The sequence below is a fragment of the uncultured Thiocystis sp. genome, from assembly GCF_903866365.1.
Lineage (GTDB): Bacteria > Pseudomonadota > Gammaproteobacteria > Chromatiales > Chromatiaceae > Chromatium.
This window is the reverse complement of the sequence record NZ_CAIPNF010000451.1, coordinates 1-4,490: the sequence shown is the minus strand read 5'-3', so window position 1 is coordinate 4,490 and position 4,490 is coordinate 1. Positions and strand designations below refer to the sequence as shown.

The following is a 4,490-nucleotide window of genomic DNA, read 5'->3' as shown; positions in this document are numbered from 1 at the left end:
TGAGAGTCTTCATTGTGGCCTCTTGAGTGGTTGTCATGATTCAAGCACCTGACATTTTACCATTCTTGAGGCCATTATCCTTTATAAACAAACGATTAAAGCCAGTTTTGCGCCGATTTTGAACTCCGAAACGTGAGTTATTATCCCGATTCACGAGAGGGCCTAGGGCGGCATGACTGACCCCTCTGGAGCGCCCTTGCGCAAAACGCGATTTCACACCACCGGGGGAACTCGATGTCATATCCGTCTCCATCCATCCTGACCGGCGCGCCGCTGCTTCTGTTCTGCGCACTCGCGCTCGCCCAATCCGCCGCGACCGGTCCGGTCGCTCAGCCTCCGGTATCGACCGGGATGCCGGACACCGCGAGCCGGGTACTGGATCTCTCGTCGCTCACCGACATGGACGCACTGCTGGATCGACTCACCGACCGCCGGGTGATTTTCGTGGGCGAAAATCATGAACGCTACGAAGACCATCTGAATCAGTTGGCTGTCATCCAGGGGCTGCATGCGCGCGGTCGCACGCTCGCCATCGGCATGGAGTTTTTCCAGCAGCCCTTTCAAGCCGACATCGACGCCTACATCGCTGGCGCCATCGATGAAGCGGAGTTTCTGCGCCGGACGCAGTATTTCGACCGCTGGCGCTATGACTACCGACTCTATCGCCCGATCCTGCAATTCGCCCGCAAGCATCGTATCCCGGTGATCGCGCTGAATCTGGAATCGGAATTGACGGGCAAGGTCGGCGATGTCGGGATCTCTGGATTGAATGACGAGGAACGCGCGCGGATTCCAGCCGAGATCGACCGCGACGATCCCGCCTATCGGCAGCGGGTGGAGGCCGTCTTCAAGCTGCATCCCGCCGAGCAACAACGCGATCTCGAACACTTTCTGGAGGTGCAACTGCTGTGGGACGAAGGAATGGCGGAACGTGCCGCGCGGGTGCTCGCCGACGACCCCGAGCGCACACTGGTGGTGCTGGCGGGATCCGGGCACCTCGAATACGGGCAGGGCATCCCGAACCGGCTCCTGCGCCGTCAGCTGGTACCATCGGCCATTCTGCTGAATGGCACCAATCGCAGTCCGGATCGGGCGGCGGCCGACTTCTTTCTTTATCCGCGGCCCGTCGAGTTACCGCCCGCCGGTCTGTTGGGCGTGATGCTCGATGATTCATCGGTCGGGGCTGGAATGCTGGTCAAGGGTTTTGGCGAAGAGAGTGGCGCGAAGACGGCGGGATTGGAGACTGGCGACCGTATTACGCGCATCGGTGAGGTGTCCATCGCAAACTATTCCGATATCCGGATCGCGCTGATCGACAGCTCGCCAGGTCAGACCCTTCCGGTCGAGGTCGAACGCAAACGTCTGATCGGAGATGACGAGCGCCTGACGTTCCTGGTCGAACTGCATTGAGACCACTGGAATCGAGAGCCGACGGCGGGCGAACACCGGAACTCCTGTCGCCGGCGGGCACCCTGCGCAATCTGCGCTACGCCTTCGCCTATGGCGCGGATGCCGTCTATGCCGGTCTTCCGCGCTATAGCCTGCGGGTGCGCAACAACGATTTCGACGCCGCCAATCTGGCCGCCGGCATTGCGGAAGCGCATGACCAAGGGAAGCGATTCTATCTCGCGACCAATCTGATGCCCCATGGGGCCAAGCTGCGGACCTTCATCGACGATCTGGCGCCGATCGTCGCGCTCGGACCGGACGCGCTCATCATGGCCGATCCGGGGCTGATCCTGATGGTCCGCGAGCGTTGGCCCGAGCAGCCGATCCATCTCTCGGTCCAGGCCAACACGGTCAATGCCGCCGCCGTGCGCTTTTGGGCGGGGCAGGGGGTGTCGCGGGTCATCCTCTCGCGCGAACTCTCGCTCGACGAAATCGCCGAGATTCGCGCGGCCTGTCCCGACATCGAGCTGGAAGTCTTCGTCCATGGCGCGCTCTGTATCGCCTACTCCGGGCGCTGTCTGCTGTCGGGTTATTTCAACCATCGCGACGCGAATCAGGGGAGTTGCACCAATTCCTGCCGCTGGGAATATCGGCTGGGTGCCGCCGAATCGGTCGGGCAGGACCGGCACCCCGCCGCCGACGAGGTCTATCTGCTCGAAGAGGCCAAGCGACCGGGCGAATACCTGCCGGTGTTCGAGGACGAACACGGCACCTATATCCTCAACTCGCGCGATCTTCAGGCGGTCGAGCATGTCGGTCGGCTGGTGGCCATGGGCATCGACTGCCTGAAGATCGAGGGCCGCACGAAATCGCACTACTATGCCGCGCGCACCGCCCAGGTTTATCGGGCCGCGATCGACGATGCACTGGCGGGGCGGGCGTATCGACCCGAATTGTTTGTCGATCTGGAAGGTCTCTCCAACCGGGGCTATACCGAGGGTTTTTATCGCCGTCACGCGCCGGGCGATCTTCAGAATTATGCCGATGGCGCCTCGCGCAATCAGCGCCGGATCTTTGTGGGCGAGGTCACTGGCGGCGCGTCGGGTTGGGCCGAGATCGAGGTGAAAAACCGCTTTGCGGTCGGCGACGATCTGGAGCTGATGACCCCCCAGGGCAACGCGCATTTTCGTCTGGAGATGCTGGAAACTCTGGCGGGCGAGGCGCTGTCGGTCGCCCCTGGCGCCGGCTGGCGGGTGCGCATTCGCGTGCCCTGTGAAGCGCGGGCCATGGGTTTGTTGAGCCGCGTTCTTAGGTGATTTCCTGAAACCAAAGAGAGGCGCCTAATGGACAGGATTCACAGGATTTCGCAGGATGAACAGGATAAAAGTCGGCCTTAATCATCGTTTGGTCCACCTGGGAGCGCGGGCGTCTCGCCCGCCTCGCGGGCCAAAGGCCTGCGCTCCCAGGAACGGCCAACATGGATCAAACGATGATCGACGCCTAAAAGTCATTATTTTTCATCCTGTTAATCTTGAAAAATCCTGTGAATCCTGTCCATTTGAAGCGTTGATCCCGGTAGAAATTTCCCCGCAAATCGCCTTACCGAATCCAGTCGATAAGATTCATCAGCGGATTTTAGACCAAGCGCAGGCGCGACGCTACCCGGAGGTTCGAGATCCGGCCGGGGGATCGTGGCGTGACGCGGCGCACACGCTTGGAGCAAGCCGAGCACATCGCGGCGGCCGAAGCACGGCTGGCGGCGGGGGAGACGCAACGCGCCGTGGCCACCGAGATGGGGGTCGCGCGCAGTACCTTGCGGGGGTGGTGCGGGGACGGCCCGCGCGGGGATCCACCGACGGGTTTGACGGCCTTCGCGCGCACCCCGGACGGGATCGCTGGGTTGCATCGGCTGGTGCTGGCGGCGCATTTCAGCATCACGTTGCGGGCGGCGGGCGGCACCCGGCTGGTGAGTGAATTCCTGGAGCTGAGCGGACTGTCGGCCTTCGTCGGGGTCAGCGACGGCGCGCAGCATGCGCTCAATGCCGCCGTGGAAACGGCGGTGGTTGCGGTGGCCGACGAGCAGCGCACAATCCTTGCCGAGGGCATGGCCGCGCGCGCGGTGACGGTCTGCGAGGACGAGACCTTCCATCCGGGGATCTGCTTGGTGGCCATCGAGCCGGTGTCGAACTTCATTCTGTTGGAGCAATACGCCGCGGATCGCACTGCGGCGACCTGGACGGGCGCGCTGGAGGGCGCCTGCGCGGGGCTCGCCGTGGAGGTGATCCAGAGTACCGCCGACGAGGCCAAGGCGCTGCGTCGCCATGCCGAGACGGATCTCGGTGCGCATCATTCCCCGGACCTTTTTCACGGCCAACACGAGGTCTCCAAAGCCACGTCCTTGGCGCTGGCGCGCGACGTGCGCCCGCTGAAGCCGGCGTCGCCGCCGCGCAAGTGCCGTGGGAGGCCGAGCGCGCGGCGCAGCAGGCGTTCGAGGCGCGCGTCCCGCGCCCGCGCGGGCGTCCCCCCGCCTTCGAGACCCGCATGGGCGCCGCCCTGAGCGCGCTGGTCGCCGTCGAAGCCGAACACGACCGCGCACGGGAGCGGCAGCGCGAGGCGCGCGCATTGATCCGCGAACTCGGTGTGCTGTATCACCCGTATGATCCGGTGGATGGACAGACGCAGCCGGTGGAGCGCGTGGCGGCGCGCTTCACCGACGTCTGGACGCGCCTGAAGGGATTGGCCGAGGCCGCCGACCTGCCCGAGCGTGCCCGCGAACGCCTCGCTAAAGCCGAGCGCCTGACCGTGCAATGGCTCGCTACGCTCGCGTTCTTCTTCGCCACCGTGACGGCTAGCAGCCTGTCGGACTTGAGCGTTTGGATTGGCTGAAAAAGACAATCAAGAGGCTATTTTCCTCGAAAATAGCCTTTTTTCGGCCAAAAACGTGGTTTCCCTGCGAATGTCCCTTACTGCGGGCGCAAGACGGCCATGCGTTTAAGGTTCCACGCCAGGCAGACGAGGGTCCATTCGTTGCGCACGTTGGCCAGACCGCGGGTGAGAAACTGGCGAAACCCCATCACCGATTTGATGATGCCGAAGACTGG

The 4,490-nt window shown here is 63.3% G+C and carries 5 protein-coding genes; 4 read left to right on the top strand and 1 reads right to left on the bottom strand.

The window, feature by feature from the left end:
- Positions 1-234: 234 nt before the first annotated feature.
- From QZY07_RS24805 to QZY07_RS24790, 4 genes are all read left to right on the top strand, one after another.
- Positions 235-1,410: a ChaN family lipoprotein gene (locus tag QZY07_RS24805; RefSeq protein ID WP_295408699.1), complete on the top strand. Its 1,176-nt coding sequence runs from the start codon at positions 235-237 to the stop codon at positions 1,408-1,410.
- Complete coding sequence (gene yegQ, locus QZY07_RS24800) at positions 1,407-2,705, top strand: tRNA 5-hydroxyuridine modification protein YegQ (protein ID WP_295408697.1); 1,299 nt, start codon at positions 1,407-1,409, stop codon at positions 2,703-2,705. The genes QZY07_RS24805 and yegQ overlap by 4 nt, the downstream gene beginning before the upstream one ends.
- Positions 2,706-3,085: 380 nt before the next feature.
- Positions 3,086-3,946: a hypothetical protein gene (locus tag QZY07_RS24795; RefSeq protein ID WP_295408695.1), complete on the top strand. Its 861-nt coding sequence runs from the start codon at positions 3,086-3,088 to the stop codon at positions 3,944-3,946.
- Entirely contained in the window at positions 3,931-4,275 is a 345-nt protein-coding gene (locus QZY07_RS24790; protein ID WP_295408693.1) for a hypothetical protein, read from the top strand. The genes QZY07_RS24795 and QZY07_RS24790 overlap by 16 nt, the downstream gene beginning before the upstream one ends.
- Before the next feature lie 77 nt (positions 4,276-4,352).
- Here QZY07_RS24790 and QZY07_RS24785 read toward each other — a convergent pair.
- A partial coding sequence (locus tag QZY07_RS24785) for a transposase (RefSeq protein WP_295408563.1) occupies positions 4,353-4,490 on the bottom strand: 138 nt, incomplete at its 5' end.

What these genes read in the sequence shown, in the direction of transcription:
- QZY07_RS24805 (WP_295408699.1), top strand. Translation starts at nt 235, where the DNA reads ATGTCATATCCGTCTCCATCCATCCTGACCGGCGCGCCGCTGCTTCTG.
- QZY07_RS24790 (WP_295408693.1), top strand. Translation starts at nt 3,931, where the DNA reads ATGGGCGCCGCCCTGAGCGCGCTGGTCGCCGTCGAAGCCGAACACGAC.